The 20,182-nt window shown below is 29.7% G+C and carries 25 protein-coding genes; 21 read left to right on the plus strand and 4 right to left on the minus strand.

The window, feature by feature from the left end; all coding sequences use genetic code 11:
- The first annotated feature begins 37 nt into the window (after nt 1-37).
- The 7 genes from rbsB (at nt 38) to hcp (ending at nt 5,705) form a co-directional block, all read left to right on the plus strand.
- Complete coding sequence (rbsB, locus tag CLOTH_RS01575) at nt 38-940, plus strand: ribose ABC transporter substrate-binding protein RbsB (protein WP_079410548.1); 903 nt, start codon at nt 38-40, stop codon at nt 938-940.
- A gap of 199 nt (nt 941-1,139) precedes the next feature.
- A complete protein-coding gene (locus CLOTH_RS01580) occupies nt 1,140-1,385 on the plus strand; it encodes a sulfurtransferase TusA family protein (RefSeq protein ID WP_079410549.1) in 246 nt (81 codons plus the stop codon).
- A 143-nt stretch (nt 1,386-1,528) separates the two neighbouring features.
- Nucleotides 1,529-1,837 carry a hypothetical protein gene (locus CLOTH_RS01585; RefSeq protein WP_079410551.1) on the plus strand — a complete coding sequence of 103 codons (309 nt, stop codon included), beginning with the start codon at nt 1,529-1,531 and terminating at the stop codon, nt 1,835-1,837.
- A 67-nt stretch (nt 1,838-1,904) separates the two neighbouring features.
- Nucleotides 1,905-2,564 carry an SIMPL domain-containing protein gene (locus CLOTH_RS01590; RefSeq protein ID WP_079410552.1) on the plus strand — a complete coding sequence of 220 codons (660 nt, stop codon included), beginning with the start codon at nt 1,905-1,907 and terminating at the stop codon, nt 2,562-2,564.
- Between the two features lie 45 nt (nt 2,565-2,609).
- Nucleotides 2,610-3,761 (plus strand): M20 family metallopeptidase, encoded by a 1,152-nt coding sequence (locus tag CLOTH_RS01595; RefSeq protein ID WP_158080438.1) that lies wholly within the window; start codon nt 2,610-2,612, stop codon nt 3,759-3,761.
- Between the two features lie 124 nt (nt 3,762-3,885).
- Nucleotides 3,886-4,047: a rubredoxin gene (rd, locus tag CLOTH_RS01600; RefSeq protein WP_079410557.1), complete on the plus strand. Its 162-nt coding sequence runs from the start codon at nt 3,886-3,888 to the stop codon at nt 4,045-4,047.
- 14 nt (nt 4,048-4,061) lie between these two features.
- Nucleotides 4,062-5,705 (plus strand): hydroxylamine reductase, encoded by a 1,644-nt coding sequence (gene hcp, locus CLOTH_RS01605; RefSeq protein ID WP_079410560.1) that lies wholly within the window; start codon nt 4,062-4,064, stop codon nt 5,703-5,705.
- Nucleotides 5,706-5,718: 13 nt separating this feature from the next.
- Here hcp and CLOTH_RS01610 read toward each other — a convergent pair whose 3' ends face one another.
- The gene (locus tag CLOTH_RS01610; protein ID WP_079410562.1) at nt 5,719-6,651 is read right to left on the minus strand and encodes a TIGR01212 family radical SAM protein; all 933 of its coding nucleotides are present in this window, start codon (nt 6,649-6,651) and stop codon (nt 5,719-5,721) included.
- 155 nt (nt 6,652-6,806) lie between these two features.
- Here CLOTH_RS01610 and CLOTH_RS01615 point away from each other — a divergent pair, with 155 nt between their 5' ends.
- Nucleotides 6,807-7,436, plus strand: a complete 630-nt coding sequence (locus CLOTH_RS01615; RefSeq protein ID WP_079410565.1) for an HD domain-containing protein — start codon at nt 6,807-6,809, stop codon at nt 7,434-7,436.
- Here the strand turns inward: CLOTH_RS01615 and CLOTH_RS01620 are convergent.
- Both CLOTH_RS01620 and CLOTH_RS01625 read right to left on the minus strand, forming a co-directional pair.
- Complete coding sequence (locus CLOTH_RS01620) at nt 7,433-7,870, minus strand: GNAT family N-acetyltransferase (RefSeq protein ID WP_079410567.1); 438 nt, start codon at nt 7,868-7,870, stop codon at nt 7,433-7,435. The genes CLOTH_RS01615 and CLOTH_RS01620 overlap by 4 nt on opposite strands.
- Before the next feature lie 98 nt (nt 7,871-7,968).
- Entirely contained in the window at nt 7,969-8,151 is a 183-nt protein-coding gene (locus tag CLOTH_RS01625; protein WP_079410570.1) for a hypothetical protein, read from the minus strand.
- A gap of 242 nt (nt 8,152-8,393) precedes the next feature.
- On the opposite strand from CLOTH_RS01625, the gene CLOTH_RS01630 reads away from it, so the two are divergent.
- From CLOTH_RS01630 to rpoD, 11 genes are all read left to right on the plus strand, one after another.
- Complete coding sequence (locus CLOTH_RS01630; RefSeq protein WP_079410572.1) at nt 8,394-8,975, plus strand: anthranilate synthase component II; 582 nt, start codon at nt 8,394-8,396, stop codon at nt 8,973-8,975.
- The gene (gene pabB / locus CLOTH_RS01635) at nt 8,972-10,321 is read left to right on the plus strand and encodes an aminodeoxychorismate synthase component I (protein WP_079410574.1); all 1,350 of its coding nucleotides are present in this window, start codon (nt 8,972-8,974) and stop codon (nt 10,319-10,321) included. Before CLOTH_RS01630 ends, pabB begins: the two co-directional genes overlap by 4 nt.
- On the plus strand, nt 10,311-11,063 hold the full coding sequence (locus CLOTH_RS01640) for an aminotransferase class IV (protein ID WP_079410576.1): 753 nt from the start codon (nt 10,311-10,313) through the stop codon (nt 11,061-11,063). Before pabB ends, CLOTH_RS01640 begins: the two co-directional genes overlap by 11 nt.
- The gene (locus CLOTH_RS01645; protein WP_079410578.1) at nt 11,056-11,766 is read left to right on the plus strand and encodes a hypothetical protein; all 711 of its coding nucleotides are present in this window, start codon (nt 11,056-11,058) and stop codon (nt 11,764-11,766) included. Before CLOTH_RS01640 ends, CLOTH_RS01645 begins: the two co-directional genes overlap by 8 nt.
- Nucleotides 11,759-12,322 carry a GTP cyclohydrolase I FolE gene (gene folE / locus CLOTH_RS01650; protein ID WP_079410580.1) on the plus strand — a complete coding sequence of 188 codons (564 nt, stop codon included), beginning with the start codon at nt 11,759-11,761 and terminating at the stop codon, nt 12,320-12,322. Before CLOTH_RS01645 ends, folE begins: the two co-directional genes overlap by 8 nt.
- Nucleotides 12,323-12,330: 8 nt before the next feature.
- A complete protein-coding gene (gene folP / locus CLOTH_RS01655; RefSeq protein WP_079410582.1) occupies nt 12,331-13,122 on the plus strand; it encodes a dihydropteroate synthase in 792 nt (263 codons plus the stop codon).
- 8 nt (nt 13,123-13,130) lie between these two features.
- Nucleotides 13,131-13,496 (plus strand): dihydroneopterin aldolase, encoded by a 366-nt coding sequence (gene folB / locus CLOTH_RS01660; RefSeq protein ID WP_079410584.1) that lies wholly within the window; start codon nt 13,131-13,133, stop codon nt 13,494-13,496.
- The gene (folK, locus tag CLOTH_RS01665) at nt 13,489-13,989 is read left to right on the plus strand and encodes a 2-amino-4-hydroxy-6-hydroxymethyldihydropteridine diphosphokinase (RefSeq protein ID WP_079410587.1); all 501 of its coding nucleotides are present in this window, start codon (nt 13,489-13,491) and stop codon (nt 13,987-13,989) included. The genes folB and folK overlap by 8 nt, the downstream gene beginning before the upstream one ends.
- A complete protein-coding gene (gene aroF / locus CLOTH_RS01670) occupies nt 13,967-14,752 on the plus strand; it encodes a 3-deoxy-7-phosphoheptulonate synthase (protein ID WP_079410589.1) in 786 nt (261 codons plus the stop codon). Before folK ends, aroF begins: the two co-directional genes overlap by 23 nt.
- Before the next feature lie 307 nt (nt 14,753-15,059).
- On the plus strand, nt 15,060-16,853 hold the full coding sequence (gene dnaG, locus CLOTH_RS01675) for a DNA primase (protein ID WP_079410591.1): 1,794 nt from the start codon (nt 15,060-15,062) through the stop codon (nt 16,851-16,853).
- Between the two features lie 15 nt (nt 16,854-16,868).
- Nucleotides 16,869-18,020, plus strand: a complete 1,152-nt coding sequence (gene rpoD / locus CLOTH_RS01680; RefSeq protein WP_079410594.1) for an RNA polymerase sigma factor RpoD — start codon at nt 16,869-16,871, stop codon at nt 18,018-18,020.
- A gap of 24 nt (nt 18,021-18,044) precedes the next feature.
- Here rpoD and CLOTH_RS01685 read toward each other — a convergent pair whose 3' ends face one another.
- Nucleotides 18,045-18,236, minus strand: a complete 192-nt coding sequence (locus CLOTH_RS01685) for a hypothetical protein (protein WP_158080439.1) — start codon at nt 18,234-18,236, stop codon at nt 18,045-18,047.
- A gap of 57 nt (nt 18,237-18,293) precedes the next feature.
- Here CLOTH_RS01685 and CLOTH_RS01690 point away from each other — a divergent pair, with 57 nt between their 5' ends.
- Both CLOTH_RS01690 and CLOTH_RS01695 read left to right on the plus strand, forming a co-directional pair.
- The gene (locus CLOTH_RS01690) at nt 18,294-18,992 is read left to right on the plus strand and encodes a tRNA (adenine(22)-N(1))-methyltransferase (protein ID WP_079410599.1); all 699 of its coding nucleotides are present in this window, start codon (nt 18,294-18,296) and stop codon (nt 18,990-18,992) included.
- Entirely contained in the window at nt 18,982-20,082 is a 1,101-nt protein-coding gene (locus CLOTH_RS01695) for a Nif3-like dinuclear metal center hexameric protein (RefSeq protein ID WP_079410602.1), read from the plus strand. The genes CLOTH_RS01690 and CLOTH_RS01695 overlap by 11 nt, the downstream gene beginning before the upstream one ends.
- Nucleotides 20,083-20,182: the final 100 nt, after the last annotated feature.

Raw genomic sequence — 20,182 nt, forward strand, 5'->3', positions numbered from 1 at the left:
TGCCTTGATATAAAATTATTACACAGGAGGAGAGAAAATGAAAAAATTAATTTCAAGTTTATTGATTCTAGTTTTAGTATTAGGAACATTAGTAGGATGTACGCAAGAAAATGTTACAAAAGAAGAAGGTAAGAAAATAGGGCTTATAATATCTACATTAAGCAATCCATTCTTCGTTACTTTAAAAGAAGGTGCAGAAGCTAAAGCTAAAGAACTTGGTTATGAAATTATAGTATTAGATTCACAAGATGATCCAGCAAGGGAACTTGCAAATGTTGAAGATTTAGTTACAAGAGGAGTTTCTCTAATACTTATAAACCCAACAGATTCAGATGCAGTTGTAAATGCTATAAGAACAGCTAATAATGCTAACATTCCAATTATAACTTTAGATAGAGGAGCAAATGATGGAGAAGTAGTATCACACATTGCATCAGACAATATAGCTGGTGGAAAAATGGCAGGAGAATATATACTAGAGAAACTAGGTGGAAATGGTAGCGTTGTTGAACTTGAGGGAATACCTGGAACATCTGCTGCAAGAGATAGAGGAAAAGGGTTTAATGAAGCTATAGACTCTAGTGAAATAAAAGTTGTAGCTAAACAATCTGGGGATTTTGATAGAACAAAAGGTCTTACGGTTATGGAGAACATATTACAAGCTCAATCGGAAATAGATGCTGTATTTGCACACAATGATGAAATGGCTTTAGGAGCACTTCAGGCTATAGAAGGAAGCGGCAAAGATATATTAGTAGTAGGATTCGATGCAACTGAAGATGCTGTAAAATCAGTAAATGAAGGAAAATTAGGAGCTACAGTAGCTCAACAACCTGACAAAATAGGTGCTTTAGGAGTTGAAACTGCTGACAAAGTTATAAAAGGTGAAGTTGTGGAAAAGTTTGTTCCAGTTGAATTAAAATTAATTGTAAAAGAATAATGTGAAAGAAGCTACCGAAAATTTTCGGTGGCTTTTGTATTTGATGGCAACATTTTATGAAAAAACTTGCTGATTACCAGATTATATGGTAAAATAATGCAAATAACGTATAAAAAATAGCGTAAGAAATGGAAATTTAGGAATAAAACATATAATCGACTTCATATAATAAGGTATCAAAATAAAAAGGAGAGTTAATATGTTATTACACCACCTTGTAGATGCAAGAAAAAGGTCTTGCACTGATCCAATAAATTTATTACAATCATTATTCGATGAATACAGATGTGGACTAATAGAAATATTAGTCGATTTTGTAGACGAAGTAAAAACAATAGAGGATTTTTCTTTGGATCAAGGTTTTGAATGTGAAGTCGTTGAAAGAGAAGATGGATTTTCAGTACTGCTTAAAAGAGATCAAAATTTTTTCTTAGAAGTTTTATAAAAGCTACTTTAAACATTTGTTTAAGGTAGCTTTTTTCAGTGTAAAAAAGAGGTTAAAAAATACAAAAATGTTTAATCTATATAATCTTAATATAATATTATTTATAGTAAGAACAAAATTTACTATAAATGGTGGGGTGAGGTATGTTTAACAAAATTTATGAAAAAGGAGAATTTATAGTATTTCCTATCAAAAAGGGCTACGTTGCCTACAATATGAATAAGGAATTTGAAGAAGGACATACCCATTTAAAAAATTTTAATGCGGCTAAAACAGCAATAGATTTAGTAGCTAATAAAAAGATACCCAAAACCACAAACTGCTATTATCTAAAGAGCTTAATAAGATTAGCACAAGATCCAAAATATATAGAAGAAATACAAAATCTTATTGATGTAAGAAAAAGAAAAGGAGAAAAGAAAAAATATTATAACTGCCCTGCTTACAGATAACAAAACATAATATGAAAACTCATGCATATAATTTATGTATAAACTATTGTAAGGCGGGGATAAATGTATGAATTTTTATTATCCAAAGTATAATAGAAGCTGTTACAAAGATACATGTAATACAATGACGGTTCAAGGAAAAGCAAGTGTGTATGCAAGACCAGATATGGCTACTATAAACATAGGGGTAAGCACAGAAAGTAAAGATGCACAGCTTGCACAAAGAGAAAATGCAGTAAAATCTAATAAGGTTGTAAATGATATAAAAAAACTAGGAATAAAAGAAGAGGATATTAGAACAATATCATATTCTATAGATAGAAAATATGAATTCATAGATAACAAACAGGAATTTGTAGGATATGAAGTTAGAAATATTTTTAGGGTAACAATAAGAGATTTAGATTTAATAGGAAAAGTAATTGATGTATCGGTACAAAATGGAGCTAATATAGTAGATAGTATAAATTTCTCACTTTCAAAACCAGATATTTATTATAAAAAGGCGTTAAATGAAGCAGCTCAAGATGCAAAGTCAAAGGCAAGAGAAATAGCTAGAGCGTTTGAAGTTCAGCTTAATAGAACACCTATTAGTATAACTGAACAGAGCTTTGGTATTTCTAGGCAAGAAACGTATTCATTAAAATTAGCAAGTGATACTACACATATAGAAGCAGGACAATTAGAAATCGTTGCAAGTATGTCTGTAATTTTTTCATATTCTTAAAAACCACTATACTCATAGTGGTTTTTTGATTAGGAGATGGGTATATTGGAAGAAATATTGAAGATTTTAGAAAAAGAATATCACAATTATTTAGATATGTTAAAGTCCTTGGTAAACGTAGATTCTGGCAGCTCAAATATTTTGGGAGTAAATAAAGTATTAGAAATAATACAAAATAAATTCAAACAGCTTGGTGGGAATTACGAAATTCAAATAATACCCCAAAAGAAATGTGGAAATCATATTGTAATAAATAGAAAAGGAAGTATATTTGGGAAGATTCTACTTTTGGGTCATATGGATACCGTTTTTCAGGATGGAACAGTACAAAAAAGGCCATTTAAGATAGAAGGTGATAAGGCTTTTGGGCCAGGAATAATAGATATGAAAGCTGGTATAACATCTATTTACTTTGCATTGAAAGTAATAGATATTCTATACAAAGATGATGTAAAGACAATACAGATGATATTCAATTCTGATGAAGAAATAAGCTCTATATACTCAAGAGAACTTATAGAGAATCTATCAAAAGACTGTGATTGTGTCCTTGTATTAGAAGCAGGTAGGCACAATGGTGATGTTGTAACATCTAGAAAGGGAACAGGAAAGTATAAAATAAGGATAAAGGGAAAAGCCTCTCATGCAGGTGGAAATCTAAAAAAAGGAGCAAACTCTATAATAGAGCTTTGTCATAAGTTAATACAAATATCAAATCTTACAGACTATGAAACAGGAACAACTGTAAATGTAGGCTTAATAAAAGGGGGAAGTGCATCTAATACAGTTCCTGCATATAGTGATTCAGTTATAGATGTAAGAATATGTACATTAGAAGAGGCACAAAAAATAGATGAAAATATAAGAAAAATAGCTAATGAGATATACATAAAGGGAACAAGTACAATTGTTGAAGGTGGAATAAAAAGACCACCCATGGAAAGAAAAGAGGAGAATGTAAAATTATATGAAATAGCAAAAAGAATAGGTGAAGAATTAGGAATGTCTATAGGTCAAGCATCTACAGGTGGTGGATCAGATGCTAATTTTACAAGTGCACTTGGAATACCAACATTAGATGGATTAGGTCCAACAGGTGGTGGAGTTCACACAGAAGATGAATATATTAACTTAAATAGTATAGTTCCAAGAACTGCTTTGCTAACAAAGTTAATAAAAGTATTGTCTGAGAACTAAACTATCAAAAAAATACTATTTATTTGATATAAAAATTGTTTAAATAGATAAATTATGGTAATAAATAAAAATGAATAATAATAACAAAAATTATTAAAAATAGTTTAATGAGGAGGAATTTAAAATGCAAAAATACGTATGTGTAGTATGTGGTTATGTGTATGATCCAGAATTAGGAGATCCAGATAACGGTGTAGCAGAGGGAACTCCTTGGGAAAATGTTCCTGAAGACTGGTTATGTCCATTATGTGGAGTAGGAAAGGATCAATTTGAACCAGAAAAATAAAAGGAGGATTACGAATGGATAACTCTATGTTTTGTTATCAGTGCGAACAAACAGCAGGATCTAAGGGTTGTGTAAAAGTAGGTGTATGTGGAAAAGAACCAGATGTTGCTAATCTTCAAGATTTATTAATACACTTACTTAAAGGTATAGGGTTCTATGGTCAAAAACTTTTAGAAAAAGGAGAGAAAATTTGCAGCGAAACAAATAAATTCGTTGTAGATGCTATGTTCTCTACTCTAACAAATGTTAACTTTGATGAAGAAAGATTCGTAGAGTATATAAAACGTGCTGATAGCATCAAAGAAGAGTTAAAAGCTAAGGTGGGAGAAGTTCCAAATGCTCCTGAGGTTGTAAAGTATAGACCGCCTTCAACTAAACATGAGATGTTAGAAGACTCTAAAAAAATAGGGGTAATGTCAGATGAAGATTTAGACATGGATATTCGTTCTCTAAGAGAGCTTCTTATATATGGATTTAAAGGAATGGCAGCCTATGCACACCACTCTTATGTGCTTGGAAAATTCGACGATGAAGTGAATAACTTCTTCTACAAAGGATTATCTGCAACTATTGATGATAGTTTGAGTGTTGAAGATTTATTCAATCTTAATATGGAGTTTGGAAAAACCAATCTAAAGTGTATGGAAATGTTAGATTCTGCAAACACAGGAGCTTACGGACATCCTACACCTAATGAAGTATTAGTTACAAAGAAAAAAGGTCCATTTATAATAGTATCTGGACACGATTTAAAGGATTTGAAAGAACTTTTAGAGCAAACTGAAGGAAAAGGTATTAATATATATACTCATAGTGAAATGCTCCCTGCTCATGGATATCCAGAACTTAAGAAATATAAGCATCTAGCTGGAAACTTTGGAGGAGCATGGCAAGAACAACAAAAAGAGTTTGATAACATTCCTGGATGTATTCTAATGACTACAAATTGCCTTATGAAACCAAGAGATAGCTATAAAGATAGAATATTTACAACAAGTATAGTTGGATGGCCAGAAATATCCCATATAAAAGAAGTTAATGGAAAGAAAGACTTTACACCTATTATAGAAAAGGCACTAGAGTTAGGTGGATTTACAGAAGACGAACCTGAGAAGAAAATATTAGTAGGTTTTGGACATAATGCAGTTCTAAGTCACGCAGGTGAAATTATAGAAGCTGTAAAAACTGGAAAGATAAGACATTTCTTCTTGATAGGAGGGTGTGATGGAGCAAGACCTGGTAGAAATTACTACACAGAGTTCGCACAAAAAACTCCAAGTGATACAGTTATACTTACTTTAGCTTGTGGTAAATATAGATTTAACAAATATGACTTTGGAACAGTTGCAGGTCTTCCAAGACTTTTAGACGTAGGTCAATGTAATGACTCGTATTCTGCTATAAAAATAGCAGTAGCACTTGCAGAGGCATTTAACTGCAGTGTTAACGAACTACCTTTATCATTAGTTCTTTCTTGGTATGAGCAAAAAGCTGTAGCTATATTGTTAACTCTTTTATCTTTAGGTATAAAAAATATATATCTAGGACCTACACTTCCGGCGTTTGTAACTCCTAATATACTTCAAGTTCTTGTTGATAAATTCAATATAACTCCTATATCAACTCCTGATAAAGATTTACAAACTATATTAGGATAATAAAAAGCCAACGTTAAACCGTTGGCTTTTTAAATCTCATACCTTGATAAGAATCCCTATCCCTTAATTCTTTCTCTATAGCATTTAGAACAGCTCTTTTATTCAAACTCCATTTAGGCTCTATCAATAAGTCCTTAGGCCCATCTCCTGTTATTCTATGAATAACTACACTAGGTGGAAGTATCTCTATACAATCAACCACTAATGAAACATACTCATCTTGAGTTAAAATATGGAATTGATTATTTTTATAAAAAGTTTCAAGGTAAGTATTTTTAAGAATATGCATAAGATGAAGCTTAACTCCCTGAATATCTAAATTAGAAATATATTTAACAGACGAAAGCATATCATTTCTACTCTCAAAAGGAAGACCGAGTATTAAATGAACAACCACATTTATATTTCTTTTTCTAAGTTTTTCTATAGCTTTATCAAAAACAGATAACTCATATCCTCTATTTATGAGTTTTGCTGTGGATTCATGTATAGTTTGAAGACCTAGCTCAACCCACATATATGTTTTTTTATTAAACTCATCTAAAACATCAATAACATCATCAGATAAGCAGTCAGGTCTTGTGGCTACAGCAAGTCCAACTACATTATCGCAAGATATAGCTTCGTTATATTTTTTTCTTAAATTGTCAGCAGTATCGTAAGTGTTAGTAAAACTTTGAAAATATGATATATATTTTCCACTTGTCCACTTTTTAGAAAGAAGATTTATCTGCTCATTTATCTGATCTTTTATACTAAAAATATTTGAACCCGCAAAATCTCCAGATCCCTTCTCACTACAGAATATACAGCCACTATTACTTATTAAGCCATCTCTATTTGGGCATGTGAAGTTCCCATTTAAAGAAAGTTTAAATACTTTACAACCAAATACTTTTCTAAGTTCATAATTTAAAGAGTGGTATCTTTTATCATTCCATCTCATAAAAAATCCTCCAAAATTTGTTGTAATTGTATATTACTTTATACTTAGAATTAGGTCAATATTATATTATTTCCTAGTAGAAATAAAACAAAAAGTTTATTTAGTTTAAAAACAGTAAAAAATAATATAAACTAAGATAAAAAAGGAGATAAGTTATGAAAGATATAAAAGAATTTTTTGAAGAAATAGATAAACATCTAATGAATGATGAAAAACCATCTATTTATTTTAACCAACTTTTAGAAAATGAAGAGTTATTCAGAAAATATCCTTTTAGTTTTATAAGTGATTTAGAAAAAGTTCCTCAATCTCCAGTTCACCATCCTGAAGGTAGTGTATGGAATCACACTATGTTAGTTGTAGATAATGCTGCAAGGAGGAAAGAAGACAGCAAAAATCCTAAAGTATTGATGTGGTCAGCTTTGCTTCACGATATAGGAAAAACTAGCACAACAAAAGTTAGAAAAGAAAAGATAACTTCGTATGATCACGACAAGGTTGGTAAAGAATTAGCAGTAGAATTTTTGAGTAAGTTTGTAAGTGACAAGAAGTTTATAGAAGATGTTTCTAACATGGTTAGATGGCATATGCAAACCCTATTTGTAGTTAAAGAGCTTCCATTTTCAGATATTAAGGCGATGGTGTCCGAAGTTTCTGTAGATGAAATAGCACTCTTGTCCCTTTGTGATAGATTAGGAAGGGGAAATATGAATAATGATAAAATAAATGAAGAAAGAGAAAATATAAAAGCCTTTTTATTAAAGTGCCAGGAACATTTAGTTTAATTACAGCTAAAATATAATATTTGATCTTGATAAGGAACTTTTTCGAAGTTCATTTTACTCCAAAATCCATAAGCACAAGGATATGAACCTAAGAATATGCAATCAAAACTAAATGTTTTGGCAAAATTCTTTAGCCAATCTACGCAAAATGTACCTATACCAGTTTTTTGTATAGAATAAGGAAGCTTAATGGCTGATAGGTATATAGAATTAGTTTTTTTGTATATTTTAAAAGTGAATTGAGGCATCCAATCAAGTCCACTATAAGAGTAATCCACAAAGGATATTTCAATTTCATCTTCTTTATAATCTATATTTACATCAAAGTATATATTGAATTTTTTTAAAAAAATATATCTGAATTTATATATATAAAACGGGATTAATATTCTGATAGGAAAGATATTCTTTTTTTCTATCTTATATACAAACATAAAAACATCTCCTTTAAGTTTATATATAAAACTTATTATTAAGAAGGTGTTTTTATTACTAAAAAAAAGACAAAGGATTTTTACCTTTGTCTTTTAAATTAATCCCATTTAGGAATATTAAAATTACTTTTCTTGATTCTATCTCCTTCGTCTTGAGATACTATATAGGCAGATATACCTTCTTTATCATATTCTTTTATTTTTGAGATTGCCTCACTTTTAGTCATAGCCTCAGATATAGATTTTGTATCTGATCTTATTATAACATACTTATTATTCATAAGCACCTCCAGAAACTATAAGAATTACTTTTATGATTGCACAGATACATTATTTTATACATATATTTTGGCTACGTTTAAGCTACTAATCCAAAAAATAGACAGAAATTAAATGAAAAATGTATAAATATAAGATATAATATAAATACAGTGTTAAATTTGTGAAAAATTTTATTTGATAAAGATTGTAGGCACCATTTTTAATCAAAGTGGTGCTTTTGAAACAAAAGGGGGAATTGTTTTTGATATTAATGATTGATAATTATGATTCATTTACTTATAATTTAGTTCAATTTTTAGGAGAACTAGGAGAAGAAATAGTAGTAAAAAGAAATGATGAAATAACAATAGAAGATATACAAAAGCTTGATCCACAGATAATAGTTATATCACCAGGACCGTGTTCTCCTAATGAAGCAGGGATATCAATAGATGTTGTAAAACATTTCAAAGGCAAAAAAGCTATACTAGGTATATGTCTAGGACATCAAACTATAGGACAAGTATTTGGTGGAAATATAGTAAAAGCCATAAGGCCTGTTCATGGAAAAGTACACGAAATAAATCATACAAATAAAGGTGTTTTTAGAGGACTTAATAATCCACTAAAGGTTACGAGATATCATTCATTAATTATAGATAAAGATACACTACCTGAAGAACTTGAAATAACAGCTACTACTCATGAAGGGGAGATAATGGGTATAAAGCATAAGAAGTATTTAATTGAAGGCGTTCAATTTCACCCAGAGGCAATATTGACTGAAAGTGGGCATGAACTTCTTAGAAACTTTATAAAAGAAGCTAGGGGAGATAAAAAATGATAAAAAAAATAAACACAAACCTTAGTTCGTTTGAGATATACACGATATTCAAAGATGATAATCATAGCTTTATATTAGATAGTGCAATTGATAAAGAAAGATTAGGAAGGTACTCATTTATAAGTGCAAATCCATTTGAGATAATCAAGCTAAAAAACTGTGAGAATAACCCTCTAGAAGTATTAAGAGAAAAGCTTTCAAAATATAAAGTTGAAAACAAAACGAATATTCCATTTATAGGTGGAGCTGTTGGATATTTATCGTACGACTTATGTCACTATATAGAAGAAATTCCTAAAACTGCAATAGATGATGTAAATATTCCTCAAATTTATTTTGGATTATATAACTGGGTTATAGCTATAGATCATATTGAAAATGAAACTTATATAGTAACTCCGAATATAGATGAAAAGTTAGAGTTTAACATAATTGAAGATGTATCTCAAAGGATATTAGACTCACAGAATAATGGCATTGACAAAGTGTGCTATGAAGAAAGCAGCCATGAAGAGATTGATTTAAAATCTAATTTCACTAAAGAAGAGTATGTAAATAGTATAAAGAAAATACAAGACTATATAGAAAGTGGAGATGTATATCAAGTGAATCTAACTCAAAGATTTAGTGGAGAAATTAATATTTCAAGCTATGATCTTTATAGAGATTTAAGAAGAGTATCTCCAGCCCCGTTTGGGTCTTTCCTAAAGTTTGATGATGTTCACATTCTTTCAAATTCTCCAGAAAGATTTATAAAATGTGTTGATAATATAGTTGAAACAAGACCTATAAAGGGGACAAGACCTAGAGGTAAGACTCAAGAAGAAGATATTATGTATAGAAATGAACTTATAAATAGCGAAAAAGATAAAGCGGAATTACTTATGATAGTAGATCTTGAAAGAAATGACTTAGGTAAGGTATGTAAAGTAGGAAGTGTAAAGGTACCAGAATTATTTAAACTAGAAGAATATACAAATGTACATCACTTAGTTGCAACAGTAATAGGAAATCTTAAAGATGATTGCGATGCGGTAGATGTTATAAAAGCAACTTTCCCAGGAGGATCAATAACAGGAGCTCCTAAAATAAGAGCTATGGAAATAATAGACGAGCTTGAGCCTACTAAAAGAAATGTATATACAGGATCAATTGGTTATATAGGTTTTGATGGAAACTTAGATCTTAATATAGCTATAAGGACGATAGTAAAAAAAGATAAAAATGTATATTTTCAAGTAGGTGGAGGAATAACTTGGGATTCAGATCCAAATGAAGAATATGAAGAAACTCTTCATAAAGCAAAATCTATGATGAGAGCGTTAAAAGGTAGATATGAAGTATAATATATCTTTAGATAGCGATATAGCGAAGTTTGGAATAGGATTATTCGAGACTATAAAGATATATAAAGGAATCCCGATACTTTTAGATAAACACTTAGATAGAATGTACAATTCTATAAATGAACTTAATATATCTTTTAAAACTTGTAAGATGAATCTAAAGAAGACCATAACAAATTATGTAAAAGATATAGAGTATAAGGCTTTGAGGGTAACGGTATTTGATGATGGATATACATTTTTATTAAGGGATATACAATATCAAGAAAGTGATTATACAAACGGATACAAATTGAAGATATCTCCAATAATCAGAGGAAAAAGTATTATTTACAGGCATAAAACAATTAGCTATATTGAAAATATATATTCAAAGAAAGATGCAATAAAAAGTGGTTTTGATGAGTCGCTGTTTATAAATATGGATAACAAAATCTTAGAAGGGTCTATGAGTAATATATTTTTTATAAAAGATGATAAAATATATACTCCATGTAAAGATCTAGATATACTAGCAGGGATTATAAGACAAGAGGTTATAGATATAGCAAAAGATTTAAATATAGATGTAATAGAAAGAGAAATAAGAATAGAAGAAGTGCATGATTTTGATTTTTGCTTTATAACCAATAGCTTAATGGACATTATGAGAGTAAGACAAATAGAAAATGTTGAATATTCTAATACAAGTGAACTATTTAGCACCATAGAAAAGAGCTTTAAGGAGAAGTACTATGGATAGAAAATATATATTTGAAAGTGAAATATCCAATCTTAAAAATGACATTAACACTCTATCTATAATCTTGGTAGGATCATCTAGGCACTTAGATTTTAGTAAAATAACTAATGATATAGATATATTTGTTATAATGAAAGACGGTAAACATCAAAGTAGAGAAATTAAATCAGTAGGAAATTTAGAGTTTGATATAAGTTATTTTCCTTTAGAACTAGTAAAAAAACTTATAAAAGATAAAACTCAATTCTTTATAGAGAATATGACATATTCAAAATTAGTATATGATGTGAACGGTTGTGGTAGAAAATATATAGATATATGTGCTAAGGATTATAGTAAAGGCCCTGGAAAATTAACTGATGATGAGGCCTTTGAAATTCAGTTTTTTTTGATTGATGATATAAAGAGAATAAAAACTAAAACTGATATAAATAAATGTGAAATCAATTATTTATATAGTGTTTATTTGAAAAATGCACTACATTCGTATTTTAGATTGAATAATAAATGGGTTCCTAAGGATAAAAAGATTTTTAAAGTTTTAGAAAAAGAAGATGAAACACTATATAAAATGATAAAAGATTTATACGAGACATATGATGTAAATATTTTAGAAGAAATAGTAAGTTATATATTTAAGAAAAGTATAGACAAAGAATATATAAATATGACATACAAAAGAGGAGATGACTTAAATGGATAAAGAAAAAATACAAAGGGCAGTAAAAGATATACTTGAAGCTATAGGTGAAAATCCAGAAAGAGAAGGGTTAAAAGGAACTCCTGATAGGATTGCTAGAATGTTTGAGGAGATATATTGTGGGCTAAATGAAGACCCTAAAAAACATCTTGAGATATATTTTCAGGATGAAAAGCATGAGGAATTAGTATTAGTTAAAGATATACCTTTTTATTCAACTTGTGAACATCATTTAGTTCCATTCTTTGGAAAAGCACATGTCGCTTATATACCAAAAGGTGGAAAGTTAACCGGGTTATCTAAACTGGCTAGAGTGGTTGAAACAGTTGCTAGAAGACCACAACTTCAAGAAAGGATAACAACTACCGTGGCTGATGCTATAAATGAAGTATTAAATCCTCATGGAGTAGTAGTTATTGTTGAAGCAGAACATATGTGCATGACTATGAGAGGTATAAAAAAACCTGGTTCAAAGACTGTTACATCGGCAGTAAGAGGAATTTTCCAAAAAGATGCAGCAGCTAGAGCTGAGGTTATGAGTTTAATAAATCATAAGTAGGTGAGATAGTGTTTAAATGGGGAAATAGAACTTATATAATGGGAATACTAAATGTAACTCCAGATAGCTTTTCTGATGGAGGAGAATTTGTAGATGTGAACTGTGCAGTTAATCACGCAAAAAAAATGATAAATGAAGGTGCAGATATAATAGATATAGGAGCAGAGTCTACAAGGCCAGGGTCTGTAGAAATCTCAGAGGAAGAAGAAATAAAAAGGCTAATTCCAACAGTTAATGCACTAGTTAACAATTTAGATACATTCATATCTGTAGACACATACAAAGCAAATGTAGCAAGAAAGGTTTTAGAATGTGGAGTGAATATGATAAATGATGTATGGGGGCTTCAAAGAGATAAAGATATGGCTAAAGTTATTGCACAGTATGATGCTTTTGTATGTATAATGCATAATCAAACTAATACAGATTACTCTGATGATATAATAAAGTGTATGAAAGATTTCTTTAAAGAAAGTATAAAAATAGCAAAAGAAGCGGGAATAAAAGATGATAAGATAATAATAGATCCCGGTATAGGATTTGGAAAAACTTATGAACAAAATATAGAGGTAATGAAAAGAATTGAGGAATTTAAAAATCTTAAATATCCAATTTTGCTTGGTACTTCTAGAAAATCTATGATAGGGAAAATCTTAGATTTACCACCAAAAGAAAGAGTAGAGGGAACTATTGCAACTACTGTGATTGGAATAATGCAAGGAGTAGATATAGTTAGAGTTCATGATATAAAAGAAAATTTAAGAGCTATAAAAGTTGCTGATGCTATATATAGAAAGTAGGTAAATTTATGGACAAGATTGTACTAAAAGATTTAGCTTTCTTTGGGTATCACGGAGCATTAAAAGAAGAAAATATAATCGGGCAGAAGTTCTTTATAGATATAGAACTTTACTGTGATTTGAAGAAGGCTGGAGAAAGTGATAATCTAGATGATTCTATAAACTACGCTAAAGTTTATGAAATAGCTAAAACTGTATGTGAAAAGCATACGTACAAATTGATAGAAGCTTTGGCGGAGAATATATCAAAGAATGTATTAAATCAATTTGATATTATAGACGAAATTGTAGTTAGAATAAAAAAACCTGAAGCACCTGTAAATGGAATATTTGATTATTTTGGAGTTGAAATAAGGAGAAAAAAGAATGCATAGTGTTTATTTAAGTATTGGAACTAATATGGGTGATAGAATTAAAAACATAAATGATGCAATAGATAATATAAGACGATTTGAAGATACTAATATAGTAAAGGTTTCAAAGGTATATGAAACAGAACCTTGGGGATATATTAATCAAGAAAAGTTTCTAAATATATGTGTCAAAATAAATACGAATCTTTCTCCACATAGTCTTTTAGAAAAGTGCCAAGAAGTAGAGAATATTCTACATAGGGAAAGGATAATAAGATGGGGACCAAGATCTATTGATATTGACATTTTACTTTATGATGATATAATTTCTGATGATGAAAAATTAATTATTCCTCACCCAAGAATGAAAGAAAGAGCATTTGTTTTAGTGCCACTAATGGATATAGATCCAAATTTATATATACAAGGCGAAAACATAAAAGATATATTAAGTACACTTAAAGAGCAAGGAATAAAGGAGTATACAGAGAATGGTGAAAAAGGCGTTTGGTAACAAAAAAGTTGAAATTACTCTGGATGAAAAAATACAAATACCAAGTGATAAACTGGTAATTGCAGGGCCTTGCGCTATAGAAGGATATGATCAGCTTTTAGATACTGCTAAATTTGTAAAAGAAAAAGGAGCTAATGTATTAAGAGGTGGAGCATATAAACCTAGAACTTCGCCTTATTCATTTCAGGGATTAAAAGAAGAAGGGTTGGAAATATTAAAAGCTGTAAAAAACGAAGTTGATATTCCTATTATTACAGAGCTTATGGATATAAGAGAACTAGAAAAAATATATGATGTATGTGATATAATTCAGATTGGATCAAGAAATATGCAAAACTTTCCACTGCTTTTGGAAGTAGGAAAACAAGATAAACCAGTACTTCTAAAAAGAGGGATTGCATCGACTATTACAGAATGGATAAATGCAGCAGAGTATATAAGTATAGGAGGAAATGAAAGTATTATAATGTGTGAAAGAGGAATAAGGACATACAATGATTATACTAGAAATACTTTAGATATTGCTGCAATACCTATAATAAAAAGAGAAACAGGACTTCCTGTAGTTGTAGATCCAAGCCATGGAACTGGAATTAGAGAACTTGTTACCCCTATGGCCCTTGCAGGACTTGCAGCAGGAGCAGATGGAATTATGGTTGAAGTTCATCCAGATCCAGAAATTGCTTTATCTGATGGAGAACAGTCCTTGTACTTTTATCAATTCGAACAGCTTATGAAAGAAATAAACAGAATGAGGCTATAGGCCTCATTTAATTTTTAAAACAAATTATAAAAATAAAGAAGGAATTTAGAAAAAAAAGTCGAATTAGTGTAAATTGTAACTTTATGCAGATTAAGAAAATTGTATTAAAGAAACAAAGTCTTTCTTTAGAAAGATTTAAAAAAAGAAGACTTTGTTGAAATACATTACGTAAATTATGATTTATTCACAATCTATTAAAGTAGATAATTTCCTATGTGTTATTAAAAAATTGTAAGTTTAACATGAAGGTAAAATATTATTTATGAAGAATTAATAAAATATACACCTAAGCATAGAAGGTGAAGGTATGAGCAACAACATTCATGACATAACAGAACAAGTTAAGGATAATAGCGATATAGTAGATGTAATATCTAGTTATATTAGTGTTAAACCAGCAGGTTCAAATTATAAAGCAATATGTCCATTTCATTCAGAAAAAAGCCCATCTTTTATAATTAGTCCTCAAAAACAAATGTTTAAGTGTTTTGGATGTGGAGAAGGTGGAGATGTAATTAAGTTTGTAATGAAAATAGAGAACTTAGACTTCATGGATGCCTTAAAAATTCTAGCTTCAAAAGCAGGAGTTGAAATTCCAAAAGGTGATATAGACGAAAAAGCAAAAGAAAAGCTAAGCAAAGAACAAAGGTTTTTTGAAATGCAAGTAGACTCAGCTAGATACTTTTTTAATGCTTTGATAAATAAGAATAATAGTGCATATAAGTACTTAGTATCTAGAGGGTTAGATGATAAAACAATTAAATATTTTGGACTAGGATATGCACCGTATAATTGGGATGATCTTACTAAATATCTGCTTAACAAAGGATATGATATAAAGGAAATAGTAGATGGTGGACTGGCATTACCTAGAAAGGACGATAGAGGATATAGAAATAGATTTGTTAACAGAGTAATGTTTCCAATATTTGATGTAAGAGGAAATGTTATAGGCTTTGGAGGAAGAGTAATTGACGATTCTATGCCAAAATATCTAAATTCACCAGATACTCCGATTTTTAACAAAAGATATAATTTATATGGATTAAATTTTGCAAGAAAAAATATACAAGATGATAGCCTTATAGTTGTAGAGGGGTATATGGACGTTATAAGTCTTTTTCAATTTGGAATAAAAAATGTAGTTGCATCTTTAGGAACATCTCTTACAAAAGAGCAAGGTAAACTTATAAAAAAATATGCAAATAAAGTTATATTGGCGTATGATGAGGATCAAGCGGGAACTACTGCAACTATAAGAGGAATGAGTGTGTTAAAAGAAGCTGGACTTGATGTTAGGATACTTAAGCTTAAAGAAGCAAAAGATCCTGATGAATATATAAGAAACTTCGGTGTTGAGAGCTTCAAAACTGCACTTAAAAATTCAATTTCATCGGTTCAGTTTAAGATAGAAATTTTAAAAAAACAATATAATCTGAGTGTAGATGAAGAAAAGATAAAATTTACAAAAGAAGCTTCTAAAATACTTAAGGAAGTAAAAAGTCCTATAGAAGTAGAACACTATATAAATATAATTGCTAAAACAACAGGAATAACTGTTAATGCGATTCAAAGTGAAGTATATGGGAAATTTTATAGAAAAAAACATAAAGAAAATGAAATTAAAAGAGAAGAAATAAAGGTTGAAAAAAATGCTGCAGAAATAGCAGAACTTCAACTTATGAAAATATTCTTAACTAAAAAATATTTAAGAGATATTATACTATTAAAATTAGATATAGAAGATTTTTTACTAAGTGAAAGTAGAGAAATACTTAAATTTATTATTAAAAACGACGATTTGGATATAATAAGTATTGACAAAATGAAAGATTTAGACATAGACGAAAATATAATCAATAAAATATTAAATATAGATATAGAACATATTAATCTAGAAAGTGATTTAGAGAATATGATAGCTATATTTAAAAGAAACAGTCTTAAACATAAAATAGATGCTCTTATTATGAAACAATTAGAGCTTCAAGAAAAGAAAAAAAATGATAAAAATATAAATTCAAGTGAGGTTGATATGCAATTGCTTCAGATAGGTTTAGATATTATGAACATAAAAAAGAAAATGAATAATCTTATATAGGAAAGGAGGGAGAATATGAGTACTACTATAAATGCTGAACAGAAATTAGCCGTAAAGAATCTGATAGAAGAAGGGAAGAAAAAAGGAAAGCTTACTTATGACAAAATAATGGAAGTGTTCGGAGAGATAGATTTAGATAAGGATCAAATAGAAAACATCTACGAAACTTTAGGTCAGATGGGAATTGATGTTATAGATCAAAAAGATATCAAGGAAGATATAGATTTTATAAAGGATGATGATCTTGATTTGATAGATGCAGACGATGTAGATGATGCGGATGATACAGATGATTTAGTAGATTTAGAGAATTTAGATTTATCTTTACCAAAGGGAATAAGCATAGATGATCCTGTTAGAATGTATCTAAAGGAAATAGGTAAGATACCACTTCTTTCAGCTCAAGAGGAAATAGAGCTTGCTAAAAGGATGGAAAATGGAGAAGAAATGGCTAAGAAAAGGTTAGTGGAAGCGAATCTTAGATTAGTTGTAAGCATTGCTAAAAGATATGTAGGGAGAGGAATGCTATTTTTAGATTTAATTCAAGAGGGAAATTTAGGACTTATAAAAGCTGTTGAAAAATTTGATTATAGCAAAGGATATAAATTCAGTACTTATGCTACATGGTGGATAAGACAGGCTATAACTAGAGCTATAGCAGATCAAGCTAGAACTATAAGAATACCAGTTCATATGGTAGAAACTATAAACAAACTTATAAGAGTTTCTAGACAATTATTGCAGGAATTAGGTAGAGAGCCAAGACCGGACGAGATAGCACAACAAATGGATCTTTCTGAAGATAAGATAAGAGAAATCTTAAAGATAGCTCAAGAACCAGTTTCTCTTGAAACTCCAATAGGTGAAGAGGAAGATAGTCACTTAGGAGATTTCATACCTGATGAAGACGCTCCTGCACCTGCAGAAGCTGCTGCATATTCACTTTTAAAAGAGCAAATAGAAGAAGTGTTATCTTCACTAAATGAAAGAGAGCAGAAAGTATTGAAGTTAAGATTCGGTCTTGAAGATGGTAGAGCTAGAACTCTAGAAGAAGTTGGAAAAGAGTTTGAAGTGACTCGTGAAAGAATAAGACAAATAGAAGCAAAAGCCTTAAGAAAGTTAAGACACCCTAGTAGATCAAAGAAACTGAAAGATTACTTAGACTAAAAATTCGCCTTTTAGGCGAATTTTTTAATTCCAGTACTGTTTCGTTGTACCATAAGCAATTTCATGTTTAATTTCTTCTTTAGGTTTTTCATCTTCCTTTAAATCTTCTATTTGGGCATGAATTTCTTTTGCTTCTTCTGCCCACTCATAAGTTGTACCGCCCCATTTAAATCGGACGAGTTTATTAGTAGGTATAAATTTCTTCATATATATCACCTCAGTATTATTATAAATTAAGTTGTATTTTTAAATACTAGAAAGGATGTGCATTAAGTGAAATTAAGTGAAAGACTTCAAAAAATTGCTAGTTTAGTTACGAGTAATTCTACAATAGCTGATATAGGAACGGATCATGGATATATACCAATATATCTTCTCAGAAATAATATTATAAATTTTGCAATAGCTGCTGATATAAATAAAGGACCTCTTGAAAATGCAAAGAAAGAAGTTAAGGCAAATGCTTTACAAGATAAAGTTGATTTGAGATTAGGATCTGGACTTAAAGTTATAAAAAAAGGAGAAGTTGAAGAGGTTATAATAGCTGGCATGGGTGGAGTTCTTATATCTGATATAATAAGAGATTCGATAGAAGTTGCAAAATCATTAAATAAAATGATACTTCAACCAATGCAAAGCTCATCTAATCTTAGAAAATATTTAATTGATAACGGATTTAGTATACTAGATGAAGTTTTAGTAAAAGAAGAATTTAGAATATATGAGATAATAGTTGCTAAATACACTGGAAATCAAGAATTTATAGAAGATGAAATTTACTATGAAATAGGTAAAAAATTAATAGAAAATAAAGACCCTCTTTTATTAGAGTTAATAGACAAAAGGATAAATGAATATAAAAGAGTTCTACATAAAATAGAAGGATTAAGTGGAGATGAAATAGAAAATAAAAAAGTAGAATGTATGAATAAAATAAATAAATTTGAGGAGATGAAAAAGTATGCTTCTTAAAGATATAATAAAAATATTTGAAAATAAATATCCAAAGAATTTAGCGTATGATTGGGACAACATAGGGTTAATCATCGGAGATTCTCAAAGAGATATAAGAAAGATATTAGTAGCACTTGAGGCTACTGAAGAAGTTGTAGATGAAGCAATAGAAAAAGATGTAGACTTAGTAATTACTCATCATCCTTTTTTATTTAAAGGATTAAAAAGAGTAACAAAGGATACTCCCAAAGGAAATTGTATATATAAGCTTATTAAAAATGACATAGCTGTATATTCTTCTCATACTAATTTTGACATAGCTTACGACGGATTAAATGATGAAATATGTAGTATGTTAGAACTTGAAAATATAAAAATACTAGATAAGACTAAAGCGGACAAAATGTATAAAATAGTTGTATATGTACCACTATCTCATGAAGATAAGGTGAGAGAAGCCCTAGGCTTATCAGGAGCAGGTCATATAGGAAATTATAGTAATTGCACTTTCAATACTAAAGGCATTGGTACATTCATGCCTCTTGAGAATACTAATCCATATATAGGAAGTAAAGGAAATTTAGAAAAGGTTCAAGAAGTAAGAATAGAAACTATATGTAGTGAAAATATTTTGAGCAATGTAATAAGTAAAATGATAGATGCACATCCATATGAAGAAGTTGCATATGATATATATGAACTTAGAAATGAAGGTATGAAATATGGTTTAGGAAGAATAGGTGATTCTAAAGAAAATATGACACTAGGCGTATTTGCTCAGTATGTGAAGGAAAAACTCGATATATCAGACCTTAGAATAGTTGGTAGTCCAAATAAAGAAATAAAAAAGGTTGCAGTTGTTAGCGGTTCAGGCTCTAGCATGATTCACAACGCTTATTCAATGAAAGCAGATGTACTTATAACAGGAGATGTAAAATATCATGAAGCCCAAGAGGCTCTTGAACTAGGTATATGCCTTATTGATGCTGGTCACTTTGGAAGTGAAAAAATATTTGTTGATATAGCCTCAAGATACCTAGAAGCTAATTTAAAAAATGTTGAAATAATAAGATCAGATATATATATTAATCCATTTGTAACTATATAGAATATTATCTGCTAAAATTGAACATGATTCCAAAATTTTCTTAAAAAGGTTTATTATGTGTATATATTTTGATTATGTGGAAAAAACTTTTAGTATAATG

This window comes from Alkalithermobacter paradoxus (genome assembly GCA_002029295.1).
In the GTDB taxonomy this organism is placed as follows: domain Bacteria; phylum Bacillota; class Clostridia; order Peptostreptococcales; family Peptostreptococcaceae; genus Alkalithermobacter; species Alkalithermobacter paradoxus.